This is a genomic window from Caballeronia sp. SBC1, assembly GCF_011493005.1.
Taxonomy (GTDB): Bacteria; Pseudomonadota; Gammaproteobacteria; order Burkholderiales; family Burkholderiaceae; genus Caballeronia.
Window position 1 is genome coordinate 1,058,463 of sequence record NZ_CP049156.1, and the last position, 22,902, is coordinate 1,081,364.

22 protein-coding genes and 1 tRNA gene are annotated in these 22,902 nt (G+C 61.5%); 5 read left to right on the forward strand and 18 right to left on the reverse strand.

The annotated features are described in order from the left end of the window. Positions 1–98: 98 nt before the first annotated feature. The 5 genes from trmB to SBC1_RS04670 form a co-directional block, all read right to left on the reverse strand. Positions 99–866 (reverse strand): tRNA (guanosine(46)-N7)-methyltransferase TrmB, encoded by a 768-nt coding sequence (gene trmB, locus SBC1_RS04650; RefSeq protein WP_165087739.1) that lies wholly within the window; start codon positions 864–866, stop codon positions 99–101. A 116-nt stretch (positions 867–982) separates the two neighbouring features. After that, positions 983–1,056, reverse strand: a tRNA-Gly gene (locus SBC1_RS04655). A gap of 74 nt (positions 1,057–1,130) precedes the next feature. Beyond that, positions 1,131–1,703, reverse strand: a complete 573-nt coding sequence (locus tag SBC1_RS04660) for a YggT family protein (protein ID WP_089166214.1) — start codon at positions 1,701–1,703, stop codon at positions 1,131–1,133. Between the two features lie 130 nt (positions 1,704–1,833). Then, the gene (locus tag SBC1_RS04665) at positions 1,834–2,157 is read right to left on the reverse strand and encodes an EthD family reductase (protein WP_165087742.1); all 324 of its coding nucleotides are present in this window, start codon (positions 2,155–2,157) and stop codon (positions 1,834–1,836) included. Between the two features lie 305 nt (positions 2,158–2,462). Further along, positions 2,463–3,380: a Rossmann-like and DUF2520 domain-containing protein gene (locus SBC1_RS04670; protein WP_165087748.1), complete on the reverse strand. Its 918-nt coding sequence runs from the start codon at positions 3,378–3,380 to the stop codon at positions 2,463–2,465. Between the two features lie 218 nt (positions 3,381–3,598). Here SBC1_RS04670 and SBC1_RS04675 point away from each other — a divergent pair, with 218 nt between their 5' ends. The 3 genes from SBC1_RS04675 (at position 3,599) to SBC1_RS04685 (ending at position 5,699) form a co-directional block, all read left to right on the forward strand. Beyond that, positions 3,599–3,760: a hypothetical protein gene (locus tag SBC1_RS04675; protein ID WP_165087753.1), complete on the forward strand. Its 162-nt coding sequence runs from the start codon at positions 3,599–3,601 to the stop codon at positions 3,758–3,760. Positions 3,761–4,169: 409 nt separating this feature from the next. Beyond that, the gene (locus SBC1_RS04680; protein ID WP_165087756.1) at positions 4,170–4,496 is read left to right on the forward strand and encodes a hypothetical protein; all 327 of its coding nucleotides are present in this window, start codon (positions 4,170–4,172) and stop codon (positions 4,494–4,496) included. A 234-nt stretch (positions 4,497–4,730) separates the two neighbouring features. Next, on the forward strand, positions 4,731–5,699 hold the full coding sequence (locus SBC1_RS04685) for a threo-3-hydroxy-L-aspartate ammonia-lyase (RefSeq protein ID WP_165087758.1): 969 nt from the start codon (positions 4,731–4,733) through the stop codon (positions 5,697–5,699). A 28-nt stretch (positions 5,700–5,727) separates the two neighbouring features. Here the strand turns inward: SBC1_RS04685 and SBC1_RS04690 are convergent, their stop codons facing one another. The 3 genes from SBC1_RS04690 to SBC1_RS04700 all read right to left on the reverse strand — a co-directional run bounded on the left by SBC1_RS04690 (position 5,728) and on the right by SBC1_RS04700 (position 9,156). Further along, a complete protein-coding gene (locus tag SBC1_RS04690) occupies positions 5,728–6,405 on the reverse strand; it encodes a LysE family translocator (protein ID WP_165087761.1) in 678 nt (225 codons plus the stop codon). 103 nt (positions 6,406–6,508) lie between these two features. Further along, a complete protein-coding gene (locus SBC1_RS04695; RefSeq protein WP_165087764.1) occupies positions 6,509–7,543 on the reverse strand; it encodes an asparaginase in 1,035 nt (344 codons plus the stop codon). Then, on the reverse strand, positions 7,540–9,156 hold the full coding sequence (locus SBC1_RS04700) for a UbiD family decarboxylase (RefSeq protein WP_165087767.1): 1,617 nt from the start codon (positions 9,154–9,156) through the stop codon (positions 7,540–7,542). Before SBC1_RS04700 ends, SBC1_RS04695 begins: the two co-directional genes overlap by 4 nt. A gap of 668 nt (positions 9,157–9,824) precedes the next feature. On the opposite strand from SBC1_RS04700, the gene SBC1_RS04705 reads away from it, so the two are divergent. Beyond that, positions 9,825–10,991, forward strand: coding sequence for a lytic transglycosylase domain-containing protein (locus tag SBC1_RS04705; RefSeq protein WP_165087770.1), 1,167 nt, complete (start codon positions 9,825–9,827; stop codon positions 10,989–10,991). A 131-nt stretch (positions 10,992–11,122) separates the two neighbouring features. Here the strand turns inward: SBC1_RS04705 and SBC1_RS04710 are convergent, their stop codons facing one another. The 10 genes from SBC1_RS04710 to hemL form a co-directional block, all read right to left on the reverse strand. Beyond that, positions 11,123–12,340 carry a pyridoxal phosphate-dependent aminotransferase gene (locus tag SBC1_RS04710; RefSeq protein WP_165087773.1) on the reverse strand — a complete coding sequence of 406 codons (1,218 nt, stop codon included), beginning with the start codon at positions 12,338–12,340 and terminating at the stop codon, positions 11,123–11,125. Between the two features lie 20 nt (positions 12,341–12,360). Beyond that, positions 12,361–12,798, reverse strand: coding sequence for a transcription antitermination factor NusB (nusB, locus tag SBC1_RS04715; RefSeq protein WP_097261694.1), 438 nt, complete (start codon positions 12,796–12,798; stop codon positions 12,361–12,363). Next, positions 12,795–13,298: a 6,7-dimethyl-8-ribityllumazine synthase gene (gene ribH, locus SBC1_RS04720; protein ID WP_047896193.1), complete on the reverse strand. Its 504-nt coding sequence runs from the start codon at positions 13,296–13,298 to the stop codon at positions 12,795–12,797. Before ribH ends, nusB begins: the two co-directional genes overlap by 4 nt. A gap of 45 nt (positions 13,299–13,343) precedes the next feature. After that, positions 13,344–14,516 carry a bifunctional 3,4-dihydroxy-2-butanone-4-phosphate synthase/GTP cyclohydrolase II gene (ribBA, locus tag SBC1_RS04725; protein WP_165087776.1) on the reverse strand — a complete coding sequence of 391 codons (1,173 nt, stop codon included), beginning with the start codon at positions 14,514–14,516 and terminating at the stop codon, positions 13,344–13,346. 272 nt (positions 14,517–14,788) lie between these two features. Further along, positions 14,789–15,547 (reverse strand): ATP-binding cassette domain-containing protein, encoded by a 759-nt coding sequence (locus tag SBC1_RS04730; RefSeq protein ID WP_165087779.1) that lies wholly within the window; start codon positions 15,545–15,547, stop codon positions 14,789–14,791. Then, complete coding sequence (locus SBC1_RS04735) at positions 15,544–16,518, reverse strand: ribose ABC transporter (protein WP_165087784.1); 975 nt, start codon at positions 16,516–16,518, stop codon at positions 15,544–15,546. Before SBC1_RS04735 ends, SBC1_RS04730 begins: the two co-directional genes overlap by 4 nt. An 89-nt stretch (positions 16,519–16,607) precedes the next feature. Next, entirely contained in the window at positions 16,608–17,543 is a 936-nt protein-coding gene (locus SBC1_RS04740) for an ABC transporter substrate-binding protein (protein WP_207958426.1), read from the reverse strand. A gap of 442 nt (positions 17,544–17,985) precedes the next feature. Continuing rightward, a complete protein-coding gene (locus SBC1_RS04745) occupies positions 17,986–18,627 on the reverse strand; it encodes a riboflavin synthase (protein WP_165087791.1) in 642 nt (213 codons plus the stop codon). Positions 18,628–18,665: 38 nt separating this feature from the next. Beyond that, positions 18,666–19,802 (reverse strand): bifunctional diaminohydroxyphosphoribosylaminopyrimidine deaminase/5-amino-6-(5-phosphoribosylamino)uracil reductase RibD, encoded by a 1,137-nt coding sequence (gene ribD / locus SBC1_RS04750; RefSeq protein ID WP_165087795.1) that lies wholly within the window; start codon positions 19,800–19,802, stop codon positions 18,666–18,668. An 11-nt stretch (positions 19,803–19,813) separates the two neighbouring features. Next, positions 19,814–21,097: a glutamate-1-semialdehyde 2,1-aminomutase gene (hemL, locus tag SBC1_RS04755; RefSeq protein WP_165087799.1), complete on the reverse strand. Its 1,284-nt coding sequence runs from the start codon at positions 21,095–21,097 to the stop codon at positions 19,814–19,816. Positions 21,098–21,504: 407 nt separating this feature from the next. Between hemL and SBC1_RS04760 the strand changes: the two genes are divergently transcribed. Continuing rightward, a complete protein-coding gene (locus tag SBC1_RS04760) occupies positions 21,505–22,728 on the forward strand; it encodes a Bcr/CflA family multidrug efflux MFS transporter (protein WP_165087804.1) in 1,224 nt (407 codons plus the stop codon). Positions 22,729–22,902: the final 174 nt, after the last annotated feature.

The following is a 22,902-nucleotide window of genomic DNA, read 5'->3' on the forward strand; positions in this document are numbered from 1 at the left end:
CAGGCCTGAAAATCTGCAAGCACAGTCGAAACAGGCCGTTCCAACTCACGTTGGAACGGCCTGTTTTTGCGTTGATTTGACGATTATTGAGCCGTGCTTCAGCGGCGCTTGAACACCAGATCCCACACGCCGTGGCCGAGCTTCAATCCGCGGCGCTCGAACTTGGTCACGGGCCGGTAATCGGGACGCTGCGCGTAGTCCGAGCCGGCTGTGTTTTCCAGTGCCGGTTCCGCTGATAACACTTCGAGCATCTGTTCGGCATAGTTCTGCCAGTCAGTGGCGAGATGCAGATACCCGCCCGGCTTGAGCCGTGAAACAAGCAGCGCAACGAACTTCGGCTGGATGAGCCGGCGTTTATGGTGACGCGCCTTGTGCCACGGATCGGGGAAATAGATGTGGACGCCATCTAGGCTGTCCGGCGCAATCATGTGCTCCAGCACTTCCACGGCGTCATGCTGAACGACGCGAATATTAGTCAGTTCCTGTTCGCCGATCAGCTTCAGCAACGCGCCCACGCCCGGTTCATGGACCTCGATACCGAGAAAATCGTCGGCGGGACGTGCCGACGCGATTTCCGCCGTCGTCGCGCCCATGCCGAAGCCGATCTCCAGCACGCGCGGCGCTTTGCGCCCGAACGCGGCGTCCCAGTCGAGCGGCTGCGCTGCGTATGGCACGACAAAACGCGGGCCGAATTCATCGAGTGCGCGGCGCTGTCCCGTGGATACCCGTCCCGCACGCGTGACAAAGCTGCGAATCCGCCGATGACGAAGCGTGCCAGTCACGTCCGCCGCTTTGCTGTCTTTGGCTTCGTCGCGTTCGTCGCTATCGTTGGTTTCGTCTTGGTCGGGGGTGGAATCGTGGATCATCGAAAAAGAATGCGGCTTCTGGGGTTGAGCGGAGCTTGGCGGCAAAGCGAGGCAAACCTGGCGCTGCTGTAAATCAAAAAAGCCGCCTTCGAAGGCGGCTTTTTGTGAACGAAAACTGGAGCGGGCGATGGGAATCGAACCCACGGCTCTAGCTTGGGAAGCTAGGGTATTACCATTATACGACGCCCGCAGAGACCGCGATTTTACGCGGAATACCCCGTCTACCGCAACTTTACCCGGATCGACGAGAATTGAACCCTGAAATCACACGCCGAACATGGTCATGGTAACGGCTAGCCGCGTGACGACCATCAGCAGTACCTGAACGATCACGAACAGCAGGATAGGCGACAAATCGATACCGCCCATGCGCGGCAACACGCGCCGCAGCGGCTCGAGAAACGGCGCCGTGAGCTGATACAGCAGCGGCATGGCGGGGGATTGCGGGTTCAGCCACGACAGCAACGCCATCAGGATCGTCATCCAGATGATGAGATTCAGCGCCCATTTGATGACGGTGATCACCGCGACCAACAGCAATGTAGGCAGCATGGGCACAAGGCCGGCGGGATCGACGCCCGCGACCAGGACCAGCAGGATCACGAATACCACTGCCGCAAGGAACGCCGCGACAATGCTCGCCCAGTCGATGGTCTTTGCCGCCGGCAGGATCTTGCGCAACGGCAAGACGAGCCAGTTCGTGGCTTGCATCACCGCGTTGGACACGGGGTTGTACGGCGGCATGCGGACGACCTGCATCCACGCGCGCAGCAGCAGCGCAGCGCCGAACAGCGTGAAGATTGTGTTGAGTAGAAAACGGGCGATCTCGCCGAACATCTCAAATCCTTTTCAAGGCAAAAGCGCGGCGCACATGGCCGCGCGGGGTGATACGAGGGCAAGTAAAGCCGCAGCGGAAAACCGCCCGGCTTCATCAATCAGCTACCGTCAGTCTTCAGCCAGCCGCCAGTCAGCTACTGGCGCGGATATCGCTGATCTGCACGACCGGCGGAACACCGTCGGGGTAGTAGTTAACGATGTCCGCCGAGAAGGCTTTCGCATGCGGCGAGACCGCGGCCGTGAAGTCATCGACGGAATCGAACAGCAGGTGGCCCGCTGCAATATACGTGGGCGTTGAACCTGGCGCGCCGCCCGCGAGGCCCGCTTCAGCCGACCAGCCCTTCAGTGCGCTGCCAAGCAAGCCGGCCACCCAGGGCATATGGCTCGCGCAGTAGTAGTCGATGTCGAAGGGCGCATTCTCGCGATACGGATAAAAAAAGCTCACCTTGATCATTGTTCGTTCTCGTAGCTGGAATGGGTTGGCGTCGAGGGTGGCGGCCGAAGCTGGAACTTCGCGTGGGTTCAACGCACGCTCCGGGTTCTCAATCAGACCACGAACCGCCGATCAGAGCGCTTGTTCCTCCGCTTCTTCCTCGCCTGCTGCCGGCGTCCGGCTTGGTGGCCGAACCCCTCGGCGGCTTTGCCACACTGGCGTGCCGGGCATCACGATAGCATGGCTTGATGACGCCTTGTGCCGCTTGCCGCACGCCGGTGCACGGGTGCCCCCAAACGGCCGGTCAAGCGTCTCGGATCGGGTAATCAATCGTCGCTCGGCCCGGTCCCGTTCAACACGAGTTCAATGGCGTGTGACATCGCGTCGAGTGCTTCCGCTGGCGGTGGCGAGGCCCGCCGTTTCGCCAGCGCGACCGCGCGGCGCGAGAGCAGTGCATATAGGGCGGCGTGATCTCCGCCGAGGTCTTGCAGCAGGGCCAGCTGCTTGATGACGATACTCGCGTCGCCGCGCGACACCGGGCCGGCAAGCGCACCCGGCAAACCCTTTTCACGCGCGGTTTCGATGGTGCCGGCGAGCATCGGCAAGACTGCGCGCAATGCGTCGTCCTCGGCGAACCCCAACTCTTTCCAGAGCGTCACCGTTTCCGACAGCGAGCACAGCGCAAAGCTGGCCGCGTAGTGCGCGGCGGCGTGGTACAGCAGGCGTCCACCTGGCGGGATGGAAAGCGGATGGCAGCCCAGCGCCTGGACCAACGCGGTCAGTGTGTCGTGCAACGGCCCGCTCGCTTCGATCGTGACTGAACAGCCTGCAATGCGCGTCTGGTCGCTCGGCAGGCCGCCGAACAGGAACAATGGATGGAATCCGCCGATAGCTGCACCCTGCGCCTGGGCCGCAGCGAGGACATCGACGGGCGTGGCGCCACTGCAATGCACGACCGCCTTTGCGTTGCCGAGAGGTTGATCCAGTCGCAAAGCGTTCGCCGTCGCACCAATGGAGTCGTCGGGAACGGTTAAAAATACGATATCGGCGTGCTGCGCGACCGCGCTGGCGTCATCGGCGACCAGACACTCCGGCAATTCACTGGCGAATTCGTATGCCGATGCCGCCGATCGGCTCGCTATCGCGGTGACCGGGTAGCCCGCGCGCGACCAGATTGCTGCCAGACAGCGCGCAAGACGGCCTGCGCCGACGAAGCCCAAACGGGGCGTCGTTGAAAAAGGCATGGTTGTTGCTCCATAGTATTTGTTGCGATGTGCGGATTCGCGTTCGCGGCGCAAAGTGAAGTATCGCGCAACGGCGCTGGCGCCATAAAAACGGTGAGGGGCGCTGCCGCCAACGGTTTTGCGAGGCTCGAGCAACTTGCGTTTCGGGCCTGGACAGTCAGGGTTGGTCTTTTGGCCGATGTGCGCCAGTGCTTGTTTTGCAACGTTTGGGGGTCGCCATGAGTATTTTTGCGTATCGGAAACACCTGCGTTTTCTCAGCCAGACACATCGACGCCAGTGGTGGGATCAGCGCAAGCGGCTGACGCCGAGGGTCAGGATCAGCGGGGCATATGTGCCACCCAGCGTTACCCGCGAATTCGCCTACGTGAAGGTGGGCTGAACCGGTAGGCTGAATCGGCGGATTGAGTGCCGTTGCCTGAAAAAAGCAGCATCGTTTGAAGATGCCCCGTTCGACGCTTCCCGGTCGGCGGGGTTTTCCATTTCTCGGCCACTAAAAGCAAAGTGTAATGAATCATTACTTTGGTGACATTCGGAATAATGCTCGGACAACGTCGGCCAAGCGACGGCTTTCTCAGCAAACCCTTAATCCGCCTCGATAAGTCCTTGCGGCAAGGCCAGCGCGGCTGTGCGCCTGCTTGAAATTCGACAGACAAAACCCACTTTTAGGACTGTAGATATTGCAATTTGCAACAAATGCTTAAGGTGGGATTCAGGGTTTTTAGCTACATTGAATGCATGTCGTTGCGGTGACCGGTCATGTGTACAGGACCGCGGCGGGGAGAATAAAAGTGAAAAAGATAGTACAGGTTCTGGCTGCTGCTGCGCTTGGGGTCGGCCTTGTGAGCGCCGCGCAGGCGCACGTTTCGGTGGGTATCGGCATTGGGGTGCCGGTTGCGCCGGCTTATCCGGTGTACGCAGCTCCGCCGCCGCCCGTGTATTACGCGCCGGGCCCGGTTGTCTATGCGCCGCCGCCTGTGGTCTACGCACCGCCCGTTGTGGTTGGCGGCTATTACGGCGGTCCGTACTGGCGCGGTCATTATCGTGGCGGTTACGGGTACGGATACCATGGCGGATATCGCGGCTACCACGGTGGTTATGGCGGCTGGCGTCATTGAGATTCCAGGCATGACCGGGTCAGCTAACTGACTGTTCGAATATTGGATTTGCTGCAAAACAGCGCAACGCTGGCGTCGAGTCAGGTTGCGCTGTTTCTTTTTGCGTTGGCGCCTCGTTGCGCCTGTTAACCTCGGCGCGGACCAAGCAGGCCGTGTTGGCCATTTGGCCAGCTTTCCAAACGCTCCACGATGCTGGGACAATGGAGGTTCCTCAACCGCCGCCCTTGAGTCTCGATGTCAATCCTTCCCGCACCCACCTACGCCGACGTCGCTGACGCCGCACAACGTATTGCCGGCGCTGCGCATCGCACGCCCGTGATGACTTCCAGCACCGCCGACGCGCTCACTGGCGCAAGCCTGTTCTTCAAGTGCGAGAACTTCCAGCGCATGGGCGCTTTCAAGTTTCGGGGTGCGTTCAACGCAATCTCGCATTTCTCCGAGTCCCAACGCCAGGCCGGCGTTCTGACTTATTCATCGGGTAATCACGCGCAGGCAATCGCGCTGTCAGCGCGCATTGCCGGTATCAAGGCAACAATCATCATGCCGGAGGACGCGCCGGCCGCGAAGATGGAAGCCACGCGTGGTTACGGCGGCGAAGTGATCACGTACGACCGGTACACAGAAAATCGCGAGGAGATTGGTGCGAGGCTCGCGCAAGAGCGCGGCATGACGCTGATTCCGCCTTACGACCATCCGCATGTGATCGCGGGGCAGGGGACGTCGGCGAAAGAGCTCATCGAAGAAACCGGGCCTCTGGATTATCTGTTCGTGTGCCTGGGTGGCGGCGGCTTGCTTGCCGGGTGCGCGCTGGCGGCGGCCGAACTGAGCCCGTCATGTACTGTGATCGGCGTGGAGCCGGAGGCGGGCAACGACGCGCAGCAATCGCTCGAACGCGGCGAGATTGTCCATATAGACGTGCCGCGCACGATAGCCGACGGCGCCGCATCCACGCACGTGGGTGAATACAACTTCCCGATCCTGAAGCGCTACGTGGACCGGGTGGTCACGGTCAGCGACGACCAGCTCGTGCAGACCATGAAGTTCTTTGCGCAGCGCATGAAAATGGTGGTTGAGCCAACGGGTTGTCTGGCTGCGGCCGCCGTGCTGCAGAAGATCGTGGCCGTGAAGGGTAAGCGAGTGGGTGTGCTGATCAGCGGCGGCAATGTCGACCTGGCGCGCTTCGCTCAATTCCTCGCTGGATAGCGCGGCGTCATGGCGTCACAACTGAACGTCATAAGGTCTGCACGTCCTTCAGGATCAGATCGTGATAACCGTTGACGATCACGCTGTACGCGAAGTACGCGAACAGTATCGCCGATAAAACGTGGCAAGCGCGCAGCAACGCTGTCCCTGCGCGTTTGCGGCCGTGGCTGGCGAGCGAGCAGATGAAGAGCGTCCAGCCAAGGCTGCCGCAAAAGAAGCCGATGAGAAACACCGACGCGCTTGCCGGGCCTGTCGCGCCGGCTTTCGCGATCAGCGCGCCCCCCACGGCGGCGAACCAGAGAATCGCGCTTGGTGAAGACACCGCGAGCAAGCTGCCGCGCATGAAGCTGCGCAGGTGCGAGGGCCGCGGCTTGGCGATGAGATCCGGTTCCCCCTCTACCGGCGGCGCGGACGCCGGAATAAGCGCTTCACGTGCCATTTTGAAGGTCAGGAAGAGCAGCACTATTGCGCCGCCTATCCATACGACCCAGCGCACGGCATCGAACTGGAGCAGCGCCGCCATGCCCGCCAGTGCAAGCGCTGCATAGACGAGATCGCCGAAACAGGTGCCAAGCCCTAGCATCATGCCCGGCTTGAAGCCATGGGAAAGCGTCAGTGAGATGATCGCGACGTTTGCGATACCAATATCCAGACACAGCGACAACGACAGAAAAAATCCATCAGACAGCAATGGCAACACGTGCATCCCGGCTTTCCTTTTTGATCTTTTTGTATTGAGCGAAGCGGGTTGTCCGGCTTCGCGTGTTCATTGCTCCTGCGTGTGGGGCAACCGGGCGAACGCCCGCGTACTAAACGCGCTCGAGCGGCACGGTCACCACCAGCCGTCCCGTCTCGATACCCATCGTGTTGCGCATCGGCGGGTTTCCATAAGTGGCGAGTTTTGCGCGCTGCGTTTCGTTGCCAATGTCGAGTTGCGCCAGAACATGAGCCACGATTGCGTAAAGCACGGCCGTGTTACCGTCTTCCACCTTGACCGCGATGCCCAGCGACCCGCGCGTACCGGTAGCACGCACACCAATCGCATAACTCGCATCGGCGCCCACTTTGCCGACCAGACTGCCGTCGAAGGCTTGCATCAACGCGGTACAGAATCGGCCGTCGCCCGCGACGAGTTCCGGATACGTCGTCATCGCGCGATAGATGCGGGCGAGCGCTTTCGAACGAGGCGTGGTTTCGATCTCGACATCAACCTCGGCATTCGCATCCGCCATCTTCATGAACAGCCGGGCGAGCCTATCCAGCGGGAACGCCGGAGTAGGCAGATTGCAGCCATCAATAGCCCATTGCACGCCGTCGTCCGGCAGATCGCAGAGCTCGGCAACGGTGTGTTTCACACGAACCTGCAGCGGATGCTCAGGCAGGTGATAGTCAACAACCGCCGCGCCCAGCGCCTGCGCGCCCGCCAACATGCCCGCATGTTTGCCCGAGCAATTGCTGCATACGCCGCTTGGCGTGAAATCACGCCTGATCCATTCTTTCCAGACCGCGTCCGACAAAGGCGTGTGGCCGCCGCATCGAAGCTCAGCTTCGGTGACGTGCGCCTTCGCCAGCATGGCGCGCGTGCGTTCGATATGGCGCGGCTCGCTGTTGTGCGATGCGCACATGAGCGCGAGATCTGCGTCGTCGAAACCGAAACGATCCAGCGCGCCCGTTTCCAGCACCGCGAGCGCTTGCGCCGGTTTCGCCGCGGAACGAGCAAGCGTCATGCGTGACGGATCGCCGAACGCGTAGATCAACCGGCCTTCGGCATCGACGACCGCCACATGCGCGGCATGCGTGTTTTCAACCAGATTCCCTCGATAAACCGTCGCAGCAACGTTCATGAGCGCGTTCCCCCAGAAAAGCCGATTTCGTCCCACAACGCGTCGACGCGCCGTTTCACCGCGTCGTCCATCGTGATCGGCCGGCCCCATTCGCGGTCCGTTTCGCCTGGCCATTTGTTGGTGGCGTCGAGCCCCATCTTCGATCCCAGCCCCGCCTTCGGCGACGCGAAATCGAGATAGTCGATCGGGGTGTTATCGACCAGCACCGTATCGCGCGACGGATCAATACGCGTGGTGATCGCCCAGATCACTTCCTTCCAGTCGCGGATGTTCACATCGTCGTCCACGACCACGATGAACTTCGTATACATGAACTGCCGCAGGAAGCTCCAGACGCCGAACATCACGCGTTTCGCGTGGCCCGGATAGCTCTTCTTGATCTGCACGATCGCCATTCGATAACTGCAGCCTTCGGGCGGCAGATAGAAGTCGGTGATCTCGGTGAACTGCTTTTGCAGCAGCGGCACGAACACTTCGTTGAGTGCGACCCCGAGCACGGCCGGTTCATCGGGTGGTTTGCCTGTATACGTAGAGTGATAGAGCGCGTCGCGGCGCATGGTGATCTTCTCGACCGTGAAGACCGGAAACCACTCTTGTTCGTTGTAATAGCCGGTGTGGTCGCCGTACGGGCCTTCGAGCGCATGCTCGTATTTCGCCGACGATGAGTTTGTTGGCCGCGGCGGCGCGCCAGCGGGCAGAGCAGGAACAGGACCGTCCTGCGGATAGATGAAACCTTCGAGCACGATTTCCGCGCGTGCCGGTACCTGCAACTTATCGACACCGGGCGTAAGGCATTTCGCCAACTCGGTCCTCGCGCCGCGCAACAAGCCGGCAAATTGATACTCGGAAAGCGAGTCCGGTACCGGCGTCACGGCGCCGAGAATAGTGGCCGGATCGGCACCGAGCACCACCGCCACCGGATACGGTTTGCCCGGATTGGCGAGCGCGAACTCGCGAAAATCCAGCGCGCCGCCCCGGTGGGCGAGCCAGCGCATGATCAATTTATTGCGCCCGATCAGCTGCTGCCGATAGATACCAAGGTTCTGCCGCGTCTTGTTCGGGCCGCGCGTGACCGTGAGTCCCCACGTGATGAGCGGACCGGCGTCGCCCGGCCAGCACGTCTGAATGGGCAAGCGCGCCAGATCAACATCTTGTCCCTCCCACACGATCTCCTGGCAGGGCGGCGAGCTGACGGTTTTCGGCGCCATGTCCCAGACGGCTTTCGCCAGCGACAGCAACTTGCCCGCGTCCTTCAGGCCTTTCGGCGGCTCGGGTTCCTTGAGCGCAGACAACAACCGGCCAACGTCGCGCAACGACTCGAGCGCGGCTTTATCGCTGAGAAGACTGGGATTGGCCGCCTGCGCTTCTGTTTCAGCTTCCGTCTCGATACCCATGCCGAGCGCCACGCGCCTTGGTGTGCCGAACAGGTTGGCCAACACGGGCATGGAGTGTCCGGTCGGTGCCTGGAACAGCAAAGCCGGACCACCCGAACGCAGCACGCGATCCGAGAGTTCAGTCATTTCAAGGACGGGCGAAACCGGCTGGCTGATGCGGCGCAATTCGCCGAGTGTTTCGAGGCGGGCGGTGAAGTCGCGCAGGTCTTTGTATTTCATCGGCTAAGGAAAAGGGGCCTGCGGGAAGCGCGGTCTGCGTAGGGGCACGAGGGCCACGGATAGCAGGCGCGACGGTTGAAATTGCGGCTCAAGCGGCGGTCCAAGTTCTGGCGAGGAACTTTCACGCGCGGGCGATTGTCGATTTTACCTGTGTTGATGTCGGTACGTCAGAGCACACAACGGCACAATTCAGCCGTTTCCGCTGGAAAGTGGCTTGGCAGGCCGCTCTCACCGCCCTGAACAGTGTTCATCATTACTGAAAGTAATAGCTTTTACATTTACCAGCATTGACGGATCATTTGAGCCTGCTAGAATCCTTTGGCATTGACAACACCAATTGAAACTTTTTACCACTGCCTCAGGTCTTTTGAAACGACGCGACGCGTCACCTGCACCGGATTAGTACGGTGAATCAAGGTTTTGGTTTTCTTGCCGGCGCTCTTCTTCGCCGGTTTTTCGCGTGGTGACCTGTGTGCGCGCCCTGGCATGTCGTTCGTGCTGCGCGTACCCGGAAACGAAATGTTCCGGTCAGGTTTCCCCAACGGTTTGTGCCGTTTTCCCGATACCGCTCGTGGCTAACCCAGAGCTGGCGGTGTCGATTTCTGCGTGGTGGACCAGTTTTCCGGTTTTTCATCTGCAGAAATCATGCAATTTGGGAGATCCATCCAATGAATGCTTGGTTGTCGTGGCGTCCCGACGCTCGCCTGGCGCTTCATCTACGCGCTATGCTGCGTCGCGCCAAACACATGAGTCTGACGGTTTTTAGCCTGGTTGGTTGTGTCGCGGTGGTGACTGCGCTGGCGCTCTGGCTGCTTCCAGCCTGGCGCGGCTCCTTCGCCGCCAAACTTATGCCCCTCGTTTCGGCCGCGGTACAAGCCGGTCCGGCCCGGTTGCTCTCCGGACAACCTTTCCCTCCGTTCGCACTCGGTCATCAGCGCGAAGAGGCGCTGCGAAACGGCGAGGGCGAGTCGACATCACTCGGCGCCGCAGCCAGCGACGACGACAGCACTCGTAAGCTTACGGGCGGCCTGAGTCTCGCCGTGTCGCCGAACGGGCTCGATCCGCGCACATTGCCGACTGTTTCGACGCTAGCCAGCGCGATTTCCTCGCAACGTGTTGTCGCCGATGCCCGCGACGACCGTGTGCTTGTGTCGGATCGTGAGCAAAACCTGGTGGCTAACTTCATTGCACGGCGTTATCACGTAGCGCAGGAGCCGGTCGGTGAGCTCGTGAAAGCAGCCTTCGATACCGGCCGCGAGGTTGGTCTCGATCCGCTGTTGCTCCTGTCCGTCATGGCGATCGAATCGGGTTTCAATCCGTATGCTGAAAGCGGCGTGGGCGCGCAAGGGTTGATGCAGGTGATGGCGAAGGTTCATTCCGACAAATTCCAGTACTTTGGCGGCTCGCACGCGGCGCTCGAACCGCTCGCGAACATCAAGGTAGGCGCGCTGGTGCTGAAGGATTGCATCGCGCGCGGTGGTTCGGTGGCGGGTGGATTGCGCTTCTATGTTGGTTCGACGGCACCGGACGACGGCGGTTACGGCGCGAAGGTGCTGGCCGAACGTGCACGCTTGCGCGATGTGGCGCGTGGCCGCAATGTGCCGATCATTACGCCGCAAGCGCCGGTGCAGCCTGCGCCGAAGCAAGTGGTGGCGTCGGCTTCGCCCACCAGCTCGGGAACAGGCGAAAAGCGCGTGCACGTGACGCTCGACGGTGCTCCAGCGATCACGGCGCCCTCCGCCAAGTTGGCCGCTCCGCAAGCCAGCGACCACGAGAATACCGACGACGCAGACGCGCAAACGAAGCACGTAGCTTCGGCAGAGTTCGGCGCCTAAGGCGCTGGGTTAGTAGCAGAAGCAGGCTGTTAATCGCAGTCCAGGCAGCACAAAAAAGCCGTTCCAACTCGCGTTGGAACGGCTTTTTTGCTTCTGCTTTCCTGACTCCGGGCCCGACTCGAATTTGTGGTTTAAACCCGAAACAGCGTTCCCAGCCGTTGCACGGCCTCTTCAAGCTGTGAGTATGCGGTCGCATAAGACAGCCGGATATAGTCCTGCGGCGCATGGAAGCCGAAATCGGTGCCGGGTACCAGCACCACACCTGCGTCATGCAGCATGGAACGCGTCAGCGCGTTGCTATCGCCGGCAGCGGGATGTGCGACGTGCCGGGTATTGGCATAAACGTAAAACGCGCCGTCCGGCACAACAGGCACTTCGAAACCAAGCGAACGCAACGCCGGCACGATGAAATCCCGCCTGCGCCCAAATTCCAGGCGTCGCGACTCGTAAATCGCTAGCGTGGCCGGCTCGAAACACGCCAGCGCCGCATGTTGCGCGAGCGCCGACGCGCAGATAAACAGGTTCTGCGAGAGCTTTTCCATGGTGGCGACCATTGCTGGCGGCACCACGAGCCAGCCCAGCCGCCAGCCTGTCATGTTGAAGTATTTCGAAAAGCTGTTCACCGTGACCACGTCGTCGCCTAGCGAGAGCGCTGACACGGGCTTCGCGTCGTAGCTCAGGCCCTGATAAATCTCGTCGACGATCGTAAAACCGCCGTGCGCACGCACTACGTCGACAATTTTCGCCAATTCGTCGGGTTCAATGGACGTGCCGGTCGGGTTGGACGGCGAGGCGAGCAGGACGCCTCGCGTGGCGGGCGTCCAATGCGCTTCGACCTGAGCGGCCGTCAATTGGAACCGCTCGGCCGGACCGCTTGGGATCAGGACCGGACGGCCTTCGGTGGCGGCCACGAAATGGCGATTGCACGGGTAGCACGGATCGGGCATCAGCACTTCGTTGTCACGATCGACCAGCGCGGTGCACGCCAGCAGCAATGCGGCAGACGCGCCAGCGGTCACCACGATGCGCGCCGGATCGATATGGAGCCCGAACGTGTCGCGATAGTGACCGGAAATGGCCTCGCGCAACGAAGCCAGTCCGAGCGCATTCGTATATTGCGTGACGCCGCGACGCAAGGCGTCGGTGGCCGCCGCTATCACCGGTTCCGGCGCCGTGAAATCCGGTTCGCCAATACCCATGTGAATGATGTTGCGGCCCGCGCGTTCCAGCGCCTGTGCTTCTTTCGCCAGTTCCATTACATAGAACGGCTCGATGGCGTCAACGCGCGCGGCGTACCGGATAGCGTCGCGCGGAATAGCTGCGTTCAACGGCTCTTTTGCGAAGTTCATTAATTGGAACGGCCGCTCGTTCAACTGCGCTGCCCGCGGCCTTGCGCTTCCGTCGGGCGCAATTGAACCGCGAGCTTGTCCAGGACGCCATTCACGTATTTATAACCATCGGAGCCGCCGAACGTCTTCGTCAGTTCGACTGCTTCGTTGATCACCACGCGATACGGAATGTCCAGGTGATGCTTGAACTCAAACGCAGCAACCATCAGCACGGCACGTTCGACCGGCGAAAGCTGCTCGAGCGGACGGTCGAGGCACGGCTGCAATTCAGCGGAAATAGTGTCCGCTTCCTTGATGACCCCGTGCAGAATGGCGTCCAGATGTTCCTGATCGGCCTTGTCGAAGCCTTGCGCGCCGCGCAACTGCGCGTCGATCTCGCCGCCGGGCGCGCCCGACAGCAACCATTGGTAAAGCCCTTGTGTCGCGAGTTCGCGCGAACGGCGTCGAGCGCTTTTCATGCGCGGTCCTCGTCGTCTTCGTCTTCATCGTCACCGCCGAGTTGTTCCAGCGCGACCGACAGATTCGCCATTTCTACCGCCACGCGTGCTGCGTCGCGGCCTTTTTCCGTCATACGGGCAACGGCTTGCTCGTCGTTTTCGGTTGTCAGGACCGCATTGGCAACCGGCGTGCCGAAGTCGAGCGCGATACGGGAAATGCCGGCGCCGCTTTCATTCGACACCAGCTCGAAGTGGTAGGTTTCGCCGCGAATCACCGCGCCGAGTGCGATCAAGGCATCGAACTGACCCGATTCAGCCAGCTTTTGCAGGGCCAGCGGAATTTCGAGTGCGCCCGGCACGGTGACGAGGAGCACGTCTTCACCGATCACGCCGAGTCGTTCGAGTTCTTCCGTGCAGGCGTCCACGAGGCCGTTGCAGACCGGTTCGTTGAAGCGCGATTGCACGATGCCGATACGCAGTCCGTCGCCGTCGAGGTTCGGTTGATATTGTCCGATTTCCATTATTTATCCGTTTTCAGTGTGATGCGGTGTGGTGGTGGGCGCTGGTCAGACCGAGCGTAAATGGGCGATGGAAGCAGGGTCGGCCGAATCTGCCGGGGGCGTGGCGGGACAGCCCGGCATGGGAATGAACCCGGTCACTTCGAGACCATAACCCGACATGCTGCCGAGCTTGCGAGGATTCGACAGCACCTGCATCTTGCCCACGCCCAGTTCGCGCAAGATCTGCGCGCCGATGCCGTAGGTCTTGAAATCGATCGGGCGGCGTTTGAGCTCGGCCGCTTTGTCCTCGCGCTCGAACGCCTGGAATACATCGACGAGATGTTCTTTCGTGTCGCCGCAATTGAGCAGCACGATAGCGCCCAGGTCGCGCGCGGCGATTTCCTTCATCGCGGCGTCGAGGGTCCAGGAGTGCGTGGACAAGTCCACTTCAAGCAGATCAAGCACCGATAGCGGCTCATGCACGCGCACCGGCGTCTCGCGTTCCGGCGACGGCTGGCCGCGCACCAGCGCAATATGCGGCGAACCGCTGGGTTGATCGCGATACAGCACCGCGCGAAAGGCCCCATGCGCCGTCTGCATGGTGCGTTCGGCGACGCGTTCGACAATTGATTCCGTGCGCGAGCGGTAGTGAATCAGGTCGGCGATCGTGCCAATCCGGATGCCGTGCAGCTCGGCGAATTCGATCAGATCGGGCAACCGGGCCATTTCGCCGTCATCGCGGATCACTTCGCAGATCACCGATGCCGGCGTCAGGCCCGCCATTGCCGTCAGGTCGCAGCCCGCTTCCGTATGTCCTGCGCGGACCAGCACGCCGCCCGGTTGCGCCATGATCGGAAACACGTGTCCCGGCTGGACGATGTGCTCGGCTTTCGCGTCGTGCGCGACCGCTGCCTGAATGGTCCGCGACCGATCCGCGGCGGAGATGCCGGTGGTCACACCTTCGGCCGCCTCAATGCTCACCGTGAACGCCGTCCCGTATTGGGTGCCGTTTCGCTGCGTCATGAGGGGCAGGTTCAACTGGCGGCAGCGGTCCTGCGTGAGTGTCAGGCAGATCAGTCCACGGCCGTAGCGCGCCATGAAATTGATCGCTTCCGGCGTCACGAAATCGGCGGCGATGACGAGATCGCCTTCGTTTTCGCGGTCTTCTTCGTCAACGAGGATCACCATCCGGCCAGCCTTCAGCTCGGCGATGATCTCTGGGGTGGAGGCGAGCGTCATTGCGGTGGTCGTCCGGTGCGAGAAAGGGCGTATTTTACGCCACCGCCGATGGCAACGCGGGGGTTTTGCCGGTTTTGGGCTGGCGTTGGCCATCTGGCTGGGTAATAGCAGCACCCAAAGGCGCTGGGCCGCGCCCAGGTCGGGAGGAAAACGAATCCGCGGGAAATACGTTCCCTCCGTAGTTATTGAGTCCTCCGGCTTCGTGGCGAACGCTTGTCCCGTCACAGTATCGTCGGGGCATCAGTGGCTTCTGTTTCCAGATCTCGCGCCTATCAGGGGCTCACGTAGGTATCGCCGACCATCAGGTGCACGATTTCATCGCCATTGGTTTGCTGGACCTGCCGTTCGCCGGCCACCTCGCCGCGCCGCAGCACAACAATGCGATCGGCGATTGCAAAGATGTCGTGCAGATTGTGCGAGATCAGGAGCACGGAGACGCCCTGGGCCTTCAACGCTGTGATCAACTCCATTACCTTGCGCTGCTCGGGCACGCCCAGCGCGGCGGTGGGCTCGTCCATGATGAGCACCCGGGCGTTCCAGTAAATGGCCCGGCCGATTGCGATGGCCTGCCGCTGTCCGCCTGAGAGCATCTTCACCGGACCGCCGAGCTTGCGCTCGGGAATCACGATGTCGAGGCGCTTCAGCACCTCGCGTGCGACTTGCGCCATGCGGGGCCGGTCGATCACCTGGAAGCCTAGCTGCCGACGTGTCGGTTCTCGTCCGAGAAAAATATTGCTGCCAACGTCCAGGTTGTCCGCCAGCGCGAGGTCCTGGTAGATCGTCTCGATCCCTTGGGCGCGTGCGTCTTGCGGATCGCGCAATTGCAACGGCGCGCCGTCGAACAGCAGTTCGCCCTGGTCGGCCCGATAGACGCCTGAAATGATCTTGATCAACGTCGACTTGCCCGCACCGTTGTCGCCGGCAAGCGCCAGCACTTCGCCCGGCAGCAACTGCAACGAAACGTGCTTGAGCGCCTCCACGCCGCCAAAGCGGATCGACACATCGCGCACCTCCAGGATCGGCGTGGTCATTGGGCACCTCCGAGACGGTCCTTGTATTGATCGATCAGTACCGACAGGATGATGACGATGCCCACCACGATGAATTGCCAGAACGCATTGACGTCGACGAACACCAGTCCAAACTGGATCACCGCGATGATCAGCGCGCCGATCAGCGTCCCGATCACATTACCAGTCCCACCGAACAGGCTAGCGCCGCCGATCACCACCGCGGCGATCGAATCTAGCAGCATCGGCTCACCGGCGTTGGCGGCGCCTGCGGCAAACCGCGCGGTATAGATGATCCCGCCGACCGCGGCGAACGCGGCGGCGATCAGGTACACCATCAGCAGGTGCCGTTTGACGTTGATGCCGGCACGCACCGCGGACTGCGGGTTACCGCCGATCGCATAGGTGTACTGGCCGAATCGCGTCTTCGAGAGCAGCAGATGCATGATCACCAGGAGCACCCCGGTCAGCACCACCGGCGTCCAGCCGGCGCCCAGCCAGGCTAGGGCGGCGTTATCCACCGAGACAGTCATGCCGCTGCCGGCCGCGAGAAAGCCCGCACCGCGCGCAACACCGTACATGCCGAGCGTGCCGATAAAGGCTGGCACGCCAAGCCACGCGATCAGCACGCCGTTGACCAAGCCGGGGATCAGGCACACCACGATGGTAAGCGGGATGGACACGATCAGGATCCACGGCGAGCCGCTGCCGAACAGCGTGAACTGCGCGACGCAGACGGCCGCTAGTCCCATCACGAAGCCCGCCGACAGATCGATGCCGGCCGTGATGATCACGAAAGTCTGGCCTATAGCCAGCAGCAGCGGAGCGGCGGCAGCAAGACCAATCGATTGCAGGTTGTAGGCGTTAAAAAGAAACGACCGGTGAGCCGAAATCTGCGCATACACCTCGAAAAAGGCGAGCAGGGCGGCCAGGAACAGCCACGGCCATAGCTTGGTAATCAGCGCGATCTTGTCGAGACGCGAGTTATCCATGGAGTTATCCGCGTTGTCATGAGCAGAGCCCGCGTGCGCGGCGGCGCACGCGGTGGAGGCAATCTATGACTTCAGCCAGACTGCTTTGGCTAGTTCGAATAGATGTATTTCTGCATGTCGGGCCGGTCGATATTGTTTTTATCGAGAACCTCGAAACCCGTGCTCTTGAGGGTGGGAATCTTCTTGCCGTGAATGACGTCAGCGGCGAACTTGACGCCGTAGTAGCCGATTTCGTCGGGGCGCTGCGCAATCGCGATATCGACGAGGCCGCTCTTGATTTGCTTGTCGATGCCCGGCACCGCGTCGAATACGACCACCTTGACGACGCCTTGTTTGCCCGCCGCCTTGACGCCCTGGGCCGCACCGCTGCCGGAGAAGGTGTTGGCGCCGAACACGCCAGCGAGATTCGGATTGCGCGCCAATACCGCAGCTACGTGGGCAGCGGCCTGGTTAGCGTCGTCCTCGTTGTACAGCGTTTGCAGCACGGTGATGTTCGGGTGCTTCTTCATCTCCTCCGCGAAGCCTTCAGCACGCGCGTCCGTGCTCGATATACCCGGCTTGTTGTTCTCGCAATAGACCGTGCCCTTGTCACCTATAGCTTTGGCGAGCGCGCGTGCTGCGACCCGGCCGCCTTCGAGGTTGTCTGAAGCGATATAAGAAAGAGGGAAATCCGCGTCGCCCTTGCCCGTCTGATAATGTCCATCGCCAATATAAGTGTCGACGGTAATGACCTTGATGCCGGCGTCGGCGGCTTCCTTCAGTGGTCCAATGAGTTGTTGCTTGTCGACTGGTGAAATCAGCAGTACGTCAGGATGTTTGGCGATAAACGCCTTGAGGATCGGCACTTGCTCACTGGTGTTCCACTCTTTGGGAACCTGGAACAGCAACTCGACGTGCTCTTCCTTGGCGGCCCTTTCCGCGCCGCGATGCATTGTGAAGTAGAACGGATCAACCACACCGGGAAGGAGTGCGACCACCGGATGGGCGGTATCCGCCTGCGCGAGTCCCGACAGCGAAAAAGCCATGATCGTTGAGGCTGCAACCATACAGCGGGAAACGAAACGCTTCATTTTGTCTTCCTCCAGTTGAGTCCGACTTGCGACGCCCGACTTGTTCTACACGCTCCATGGCGACTGCTATCGGCTGTTGGGCAGTATAGGCGTGAGCGGTGGCACTGACCATTGGAATGACAACGCTGGTTACGGTGCAGCTGATAGCCCGTCGACGGGCCACGTGTTTAGTGATTTCGCGAAAAATTCAGGCTATGCCTACGGCGATCATCGACAACAGTTTTTTGCTGGCCGCGATGAACTGCATAAGGTGATGGCGCATCACGACGGTCACTTGCGTGGTCCGTGTATCGCCCGACAAACAAGGTCGGCTGACGGACGCCATGCTGGAGCGGTCATCCGGCAATACTATGTTCGGCGACCTTGCTCTGCACGCGCCACGAATACACGTCTTCGATCAGCGTGCGGCCTGATGGCTATCCTGAGATGTCGACAAGATCCGCTCCACGTACCGCGCGATCAGATCGATCTCCAGATTGACCTTCGCGCCGGCCTTCAAATGCCGCAGCGTCGTCACTTCCACCGTATGTGGGATAAGGTTGATCGAGAATTCGCAGCCATCCGGTTGGTCGTTCACGGTATTCACCGTCAGGCTCACGCCGTTCACTGTCACCGAGCCCTTATAGGCCAGATACTTGCCGATATCGCTCGACGCGAGAATCCGCAGCTCATGCGACTCGCCAACGGGTGCGAAATGCGTCACTTCGCCCAGCCCATCCACATGTCCCGATACCAGGTGCCCGCCCAGCCGGTCGTGCGCACGCAGCGCCTTCTCCAGGTTTACATCGCCGGGTTCGGACAAGCCTGCCGTCTTGCTAAGGCTTTCGCGCGATACATCCACGGCAAACGACCCAGCCGATTTCTCGATCACCGTCATGCACGCGCCCTGGATCGAGATGCTGTCGCCGAGCTCGACATCCGCGAGATCCAGGCCGCCGGACGCAACCGTGAGGCGCACGCCGGTATCGGCATCGGTGGCTGAACCCAACGGCGTAACGGCTTCAATGCGGCCGACCGCCGCGACAATTCCTGTGAACATCGTCGAGCTTCCTTAGGTTGTGCTTGTTGCGTTGTGCGTTAAATAATCGGTTTCGCGTCCGTGGGCGCGTCGGTCTTCACCACGGCGAAGCGCGCCAGAATGCGCAGGTCATCACCCATCCGGTCAATGCGATGAAACCGCAGATGCGGCCGGGCGTCGAGTGTATCGGGCGGGGTGAAATCGAACATGCCCGGCGCGTTGCCCAGCAAACTCGGTGCGAGATAGATCAGCAATTCATCGACGCATCCCTCGCGCAGCAGCGAGCCATTGAGCTTGTGGCCCGCTTCCACGTGCAGTTCGTTGATGCCACGATCGGCGAGGATGCCCAGCATGGCGGGCAGATCGACCTTGCCTTGCTCGTTCGTCAAAGGCGTGAATTCGATACCGCGTTCACGCAGCGCATCGGCTTTCGCGGGGTCGGGCTCAGCGCCGCAAAACACCCACGGCGGCGCGCCTTCCAGAATCCGGGCCGTGAGCGGCACATCCAGCCGGCTGTCGATCAACACGCGTTGCGGCTGACGCGGCGTCTCGATCGCACGCACGGTGAGTTGCGGATCGTCCTCGCGCACCGTACCAATGCCCGTCAGGATGGCGCATGCGCGAGCACGCCATGCGTGACCATCGGCCCGCGCCGCTTCGCCGGTGATCCACTGGCTTTCGCCGCTCGGCAAACCGGTGCGGCCATCCAGCGTGGCCGCAACCTTCATGCGTACCCATGGCCGGCGGCGCGTCATGCGCGACACAAAGCCGATGTTCATCTCGTACGCTTCATTGGCCAGCAGGCCGCAGCGCACATCAATACCCGCGTCGCGGAGAATCGCCAGTCCGCGTCCGGAGACAGCCGGATTCGGATCTTCCATTGCTGCAATCACCTTGGCGACGCGCGCGTCGATCAGCGCGTGCACGCACGGCGGCGTGCGGCCGAAATGGCTGCACGGCTCCAGCGTGACGTAAGCGGTGGCGCCGCGCGGATCATGCCCGCGCGCCCGCGCGTCCTTCAACGCGCGAATTTCGGCGTGGTCTTGACCGGCGGGCTGCGTGAAACCTTCGCCGATCACATCGCCATCTTTCACCAGCACGCAGCCGACGCGCGGATTCGGCGTCGTCGTGTACATGCCGCGTGCGGCCAGCGCCAGCGCGCGCTCCATGTGCGAAAAATCGGTCTGCGAGAACATGGCGGCGGCTCTTAAGCGGCGAGACGGGCGAAGGCGCCGCGAGCGGCGTCGAGCGTCGCGTCGATCACGGCGTCGTCATGGGCAATCGATACAAACCCCGCTTCATACGCCGAGGGCGCGAAGTACACACCAGCGTCGAGCATTTCGTGGAAAAACGCGTTGAAGCGCTTCGTGTCGCCCTGCGTGACTTCAGCGAAGCTTCCCGGAACGCGCTCGGCGAAATACAGGCCGAACATGCCGCCGATAGCGTCCGCCGAGAAGGGCACCTTCGCTTCCTTTGCAACGGCCGCGAGGCCATCGGCGAGACGACGCGTTTGCTTGGTGAGCGTGTCGTAGAACCCCGGCGCCTGGATCAGTTGCAGCGTTTTCAACCCGGCCGCGACCGCGATCGGATTCCCCGACAACGTGCCCGCCTGATAAACACCGCCGAGCGGCGCGAGATGCGCCATGATGTCCCGGCGTCCGCCGAACGCCGCCGCCGGCATGCCGCCGCCGATCACCTTGCCGAGACACGTCAGGTCTGCCGTGATGCCGTAGACCTGCTGCGCGCCGCCCAGCGCCACGCGAAAACCGCACATTACCTCATCGAAAATCAGCACCGAGCCGTACTCGTCGCAGCGATCACGCAGCGCTTGCAGGAACTCGGGCGTGGCTTTCACGAGGTTCATGTTGCCGGCCACCGGCTCAACAATAATCGACGCGATTTCCGCACCGAACGCGGCAAACGCCTCGTTGAGTTGTTCGACGTTGTTGTATTCGAGCACGGTCGTGTGCTTGGCGATATCGGCGGGAACGCCTGCCGACGTAGGGTTGCCGAACGTAAGCAGACCTGAGCCCGCTTTCACGAGCAGGCTGTCCGCGTGACCGTGATAACACCCTTCAAACTTCACGATCCGGTCCCGCTTCGTGAATCCACGCGCCAGGCGCAACGCGCTCATGGTCGCTTCCGTGCCGCTCGACACCATGCGCACTTGTTCTATCGACGGCACCAGTTTGCAGATCTCTTCCGCGATCTCGATCTCGGATTCGGTCGGCGCGCCGAACGAAAACCCGTTCGCGAGCACGCGTTGCACCGCCTCAAGCACTTCAGGATGGACGTGACCAAGAATCATCGGCCCCCAGGAACCGATGTAGTCGATGTACTGCTTGCCATCGGCGTCCCAGAAATGCGGACCTTGCGCGCGTTCGATGAACCGCGGCGTGCCGCCGACCGAGCGAAACGCGCGCACCGGCGAGTTCACGCCGCCTGGAATGGTTTTCTGGGCGCGTTCAAAGAGAGCTTCATTTCTGGACATGACGGGGCCTGCGCTGAATGACGGGTTCGGCTGGAGAGGGCTGCGGCCGCTGGCTTCGATCAAGCCTGGATCACTGCTGGAATGGCCGCTTGGATCTGATTCGGCGGGGTCCGGCGCGTCGCTCGCGGCTGCAGGAAATCAAGATGAAATTGTACCGGAGTCGCCTGGCTTCAGCCCGCGACGCTCCGTCATGGTGCTGCCTTCAAAACGACGATCGTGAGGCCTTTGAAAGCGGGGCGCGTACAATGCACACTGTTTTAAGGCTCTGTTTAAGCCGTTCGCTTGCACGCCGGACGTGGCCTTTGCGAGGTTTTTCGCACTCGTATCGTGTTTGTTTCGCTACTCGTCAGTTGTTATTTGCCAGTTCCGAAACCCATGCCTTTTCCTCAAGCTCCCCTTCGTCTCTCATGCCCGAAATCATCAAGCGCCGTGCCGATCGCCGACTGATCCTGTTGCTCGGCGCGCTGGCGGCGTGCGGTCCGCTTTCCATCGATATGTATCTGCCGAGCCTGCCGGCGCTCGCCGTCTCGTTCGGCACGACCGCTGCCGCCGCGCAGATCACGCTGACCAGTTTCATGCTGGGTTTCTCGCTCGGCATGCTCGTGTACGGCCCGCTCTCCGACGCCTACGGTCGCCGGCCGGTGCTGCTCGGCGGCATCGTGTTGTACACGCTTGCGAGCGTGGGGTGCGCGCTGTCGTTTTCCATCGATTCACTGGTTTTGCTGCGTTTTCTTCAAGCGCTCGGAGCGGGCTCGGTCTCGGTGCTGGCGCGGGCGATTGCACGCGACGCCCACGCACCGTCGGACGCGGCCCGCGTGCTGTCCATGCTCGCTATTGTCACGTCGATCGGACCGCTGCTCGCGCCGCTGATAGGTGGCCAGTTGCTGCTGCTGGGCGGCTGGCGTGCGGTGTTCGTCACGCTGACGCTGTTCGGCACGGTATGCGCGGTGACCACGTATTTGCGGGTGCCGGAAACCTGGCCACGCGAGAAACGCGCGACATCGGCGCTTGGGCGCTCGTTCGCCGCCTACGGCCGTCTTCTCACCGATCCCGTCACGTGGGGCCACACGTTATGCGGCGGCATGGCGTTCGCTTCGATGTTCGCGTACATCACTGCCACGCCGTTTGTGTATATCGACTACTTTCATGTGAAGCCGCAGCACTACGGGTTTTTCTTCGGGCTGAACATTATCGGGATCATCGGCTGGAATGTGGTGAACACGCGGCTGGTCGGGGCGCTGGGATCGCTGAAACTGATCTCGATCGCGTCGTTCGTCAGCGTGATCGCGGCGTTGGCGACGGCGTTCGTATGCATCACCGGGTTCGGCGGATTGTGGTCAATTGTCGGTTGCCTGTTCTTCGTGGTCGGCGTCGTGGGTTTGTTGTCGGCCAATTGCACGACGGATTTGATGCATCGATATCCGCACAACGCGGGCGCTGCAGCGGCGGTGTTCGGTGCGGTGCAGTTGGCGCTTGGCGCGCTGGCGAGCGTTGCCGTCGGGATGTTCCACGACGGCACGCCGCAAGGGATGGGGATCGTGATCGGGGTGACGGGCGTGCTGACGTTTGTCGGCCGAACGCTGGTGCTGCGCTGGCATGGCACGCCGGTGCGGGCGAGTAGGGCGGGGTGATGTCCTGAAACTTGTTCGGTTGCTGCGGTATATCGCGCTGGGGATTCTGAATAACCCCGTTGAACAACCCCGCTGAACAACCCGGCGTGGACAAAGATATCCGCGCCGGGTTGACGCAAAGGCCCGCTCACAGGCCGAGAACGCGAGCGTATTGCAATCTCGCTTCGCACCCTC

Bases quoted from the DNA above. Each gene is read 5' to 3' on its own strand.
- SBC1_RS04745 (WP_165087791.1), bottom strand. From the start codon at position 18,627: ATGTTCACAGGAATTGTCGCGGCGGTCGGCCGCATTGAAGCCGTTACG.
- SBC1_RS04710 (WP_165087773.1), bottom strand. From the start codon at position 12,340: ATGAACTTCGCAAAAGAGCCGTTGAACGCAGCTATTCCGCGCGACGCT.
- ribH (WP_047896193.1), bottom strand. From the start codon at position 13,298: ATGGAAATCGGACAATATCAACCGAACCTCGACGGCGACGGACTGCGT.
- SBC1_RS04705 (WP_165087770.1), top strand. From the start codon at position 9,825: ATGAATGCTTGGTTGTCGTGGCGTCCCGACGCTCGCCTGGCGCTTCAT.
- SBC1_RS04700 (WP_165087767.1), bottom strand. From the start codon at position 9,156: ATGAAATACAAAGACCTGCGCGACTTCACCGCCCGCCTCGAAACACTC.
- SBC1_RS04685 (WP_165087758.1), top strand. From the start codon at position 4,731: ATGTCAATCCTTCCCGCACCCACCTACGCCGACGTCGCTGACGCCGCA.
- trmB (WP_165087739.1), bottom strand. From the start codon at position 866: ATGATCCACGATTCCACCCCCGACCAAGACGAAACCAACGATAGCGAC.
- SBC1_RS04740 (WP_207958426.1), bottom strand. From the start codon at position 17,543: ATGGCTTTTTCGCTGTCGGGACTCGCGCAGGCGGATACCGCCCATCCG.
- ribBA (WP_165087776.1), bottom strand. From the start codon at position 14,516: ATGACGCTCGCCTCCACCCCAGAGATCATCGCCGAGCTGAAGGCTGGC.
- SBC1_RS04665 (WP_165087742.1), bottom strand. From the start codon at position 2,157: ATGATCAAGGTGAGCTTTTTTTATCCGTATCGCGAGAATGCGCCCTTC.
- SBC1_RS04670 (WP_165087748.1), bottom strand. From the start codon at position 3,380: ATGCCTTTTTCAACGACGCCCCGTTTGGGCTTCGTCGGCGCAGGCCGT.
- SBC1_RS04660 (WP_089166214.1), bottom strand. From the start codon at position 1,703: ATGTTCGGCGAGATCGCCCGTTTTCTACTCAACACAATCTTCACGCTG.
- SBC1_RS04675 (WP_165087753.1), top strand. From the start codon at position 3,599: ATGAGTATTTTTGCGTATCGGAAACACCTGCGTTTTCTCAGCCAGACA.
- SBC1_RS04695 (WP_165087764.1), bottom strand. From the start codon at position 7,543: ATGAACGTTGCTGCGACGGTTTATCGAGGGAATCTGGTTGAAAACACG.
- nusB (WP_097261694.1), bottom strand. From the start codon at position 12,798: ATGAAAAGCGCTCGACGCCGTTCGCGCGAACTCGCGACACAAGGGCTT.
- SBC1_RS04690 (WP_165087761.1), bottom strand. From the start codon at position 6,405: ATGCACGTGTTGCCATTGCTGTCTGATGGATTTTTTCTGTCGTTGTCG.
- ribD (WP_165087795.1), bottom strand. From the start codon at position 19,802: ATGTTCTCGCAGACCGATTTTTCGCACATGGAGCGCGCGCTGGCGCTG.
- hemL (WP_165087799.1), bottom strand. From the start codon at position 21,097: ATGTCCAGAAATGAAGCTCTCTTTGAACGCGCCCAGAAAACCATTCCA.
- SBC1_RS04735 (WP_165087784.1), bottom strand. From the start codon at position 16,518: ATGGATAACTCGCGTCTCGACAAGATCGCGCTGATTACCAAGCTATGG.
- SBC1_RS04760 (WP_165087804.1), top strand. From the start codon at position 21,505: ATGCCCGAAATCATCAAGCGCCGTGCCGATCGCCGACTGATCCTGTTG.
- SBC1_RS04730 (WP_165087779.1), bottom strand. From the start codon at position 15,547: ATGACCACGCCGATCCTGGAGGTGCGCGATGTGTCGATCCGCTTTGGC.